The following is a 2,126-nucleotide window of genomic DNA, read 5'->3' on the forward strand; positions in this document are numbered from 1 at the left end:
GATCGTCCCGGTCGGTGGCGGCGGCTGCATCTCCGGGATCACCAGCTATCTGGCCGAGCGCACCCGCCACACCGCGGTGCTGGGGGTGGAGCCGGCCGGTGCGGCGGCGATGCTGGCCGCGCTGGCCGCCGGTGATCTGGTCACCCTGGATCACGTCGACCAGTTCGTCGACGGCGCGGCGGTGAAGTGCGCCGGCGAACATCCCTACGCCACGCTGGCCGCGGCCGGCGACATGGTGTCGGTGACCGCCGTCGACGAGGGCGCCGTCTGCACCGCGATGCTCGACCTGTACCAGAACGAGGGGATCATCGCCGAACCGGCCGGCGCGCTGTCGGTGGCCGGCCTGCTGGAGGCCGACTCTGAGCTGGTGGCGCCCGGCTCGACCGTGGTCTGCCTGATCTCCGGCGGCAACAACGACGTCTCCCGCTACGGCGAAGTGCTGGAGCGGTCGCTGGTGCACCTGGGCCTCAAGCACTACTTCCTGGTCGACTTCCCGCAGGAGCCCGGCGCGCTGCGCCGGTTCCTCAACGAGATACTCGGGGAAGGCGACGACATCACCTTGTTCGAGTACGTCAAACGCAACAACCGAGAGACCGGTGAGGCGCTGGTCGGCGTCGAACTGGGGTCGGCGGCGGACCTGGACCAACTGCTCGCCCGGATGGACGCCTCGGACATCAACGCCGAACGCCTGGCACCCGGATCGCCGGCGTACCGGTATCTGCTCTGAGGAGTGCCATCAGGCGCTGTGGGAAAATGGCTGCATGCCAATCTCTCTCGGTGACCACACCCGATGACCACGGCGTTCGTCCTCTCCGGCGGAGCCAGCCTCGGTTCGATCCAGGTCGGGATGCTGCTGGCGCTGGCCGATGCCGGAATCGAACCCGACTTCATCGTGGCAACGTCGGTCGGCGCGGTCAACGGCGGCTGGGTCGCCTCCCGGGCGGACGCCGCGGGTATCACCGAGCTGGTCGGCGTCTGGCGGTCGATCTCGCGAGGCGACGTCTTCCCGCTCCGGCCGCTGGCCGGCCTGCTGGGCTTTGTGGGGGAGCGACGCAACCTGGTGCCCGGCACCGGTCTGCGCCGGCTGCTCCGCCGGCACCTGCAGTTCTCCCGGCTGGAGGACGCACCGATCCCGCTGCACGTGGTGGCCACCGACGTGCTCTCCGGCAAGGACGTGCTGATCTCGTCCGGGGACGCGGTCACCGCGATCGCGGCCAGTGCGGCGATCCCCGCGGTGCTGCCGCCGGTGAAGATCGACGGCCGGGACCTGATGGACGGCGGTATCGTCAACAACACCCCGATCTCCCACGCCGTCGAGCTGGGCGCCGACCTGATCTATGTGCTGCCGACCGGCTACGCGTGTTCGCTGGCGGACCCACCGCGGGGCGTGCTGGCGATGACGCTGCATGCCCTCACCCTGGCCATCAACCATCGGCTGGCGGTCGACATCGACCGGTTCGAAGCCACCGTCGACCTGCGGGTGGCGCCGCCGCTCTTCCCGTTGCACGTCGCGCCGATCGACTTCTCGCACGGTGCCGAGTTGATCGAACAGGCACACCGAGAGACCAGCCGGTGGTTGGCGGGGCCGTGTGGCACCGGCCAGGCGGTGCTGCTCGCCCCGCACCGGCACTGAGTCAGCGGCGTTGCGCCGGCCAGACGACACCGCTGGAGTGCACCGGACGACCGTGTCCGGGAAGCAGATTGGCGACCGGAAGCTCCTGCAGACGAGCCCGGGTGCGGGCCGCGGCCGTCGCGTCGACGAGCTCCGGGGTGTGCCAGACCCGCCCGCGGGCGGTGAGTCGGGGCAGCTCTTCGATCAACCAGGGCGATGGCTCCACCTCCGCAGCCGTCAGCATCATCACGATGCGTTGATGATATGATGCATTGATGCGAACGACGGTGGATCTCCCCGACGACCTGCATCGTCAGGCACAGGCAATTGCCCGGGATACGCACCGTACGCTCAGCGAGACGGTCGCCGACCTGATGCGGCGTGGCCTGGGTGAAGGCGAGGCGGTCGCCGTCCGGCGAAGCCCGGTCACCGGGCTGCCGGTGATTCGACTGGGCACCGTGGTGACCTCAGAGGACGTCCGGTCGCTGGAGGACGCCGAGTGACGACGTTGCTC

General features: G+C 69.6%; 4 protein-coding genes. 3 read left to right on the forward strand and 1 reads right to left on the reverse strand.

The window, feature by feature from the left end; all coding sequences use genetic code 11:
• Together AC2VNT_RS15180 and AC2VNT_RS15185 are read left to right on the forward strand one after the other, a co-directional pair.
• Window positions 1-727 (forward strand): pyridoxal-phosphate dependent enzyme (locus AC2VNT_RS15180; protein WP_486947644.1); only part of this gene is annotated, 727 nt, incomplete at its 5' end.
• Window positions 728-790: 63 nt separating this feature from the next.
• Entirely contained in the window at window positions 791-1,633 is an 843-nt protein-coding gene (locus tag AC2VNT_RS15185) for a patatin-like phospholipase family protein (RefSeq protein WP_486947645.1), read from the forward strand.
• A 1-nt stretch (window position 1,634) separates the two neighbouring features.
• Here the strand turns inward: AC2VNT_RS15185 and AC2VNT_RS15190 are convergent, their stop codons facing one another.
• Window positions 1,635-1,859 (reverse strand): hypothetical protein, encoded by a 225-nt coding sequence (locus AC2VNT_RS15190; RefSeq protein ID WP_486947646.1) that lies wholly within the window; start codon window positions 1,857-1,859, stop codon window positions 1,635-1,637.
• 28 nt (window positions 1,860-1,887) lie between these two features.
• Here AC2VNT_RS15190 and AC2VNT_RS15195 point away from each other — a divergent pair, with 28 nt between their 5' ends.
• Entirely contained in the window at window positions 1,888-2,115 is a 228-nt protein-coding gene (locus AC2VNT_RS15195) for an antitoxin (protein ID WP_486947647.1), read from the forward strand.
• Window positions 2,116-2,126: the final 11 nt, after the last annotated feature.

Source organism: Mycobacterium sp. TH-M15, from assembly GCF_057473705.1.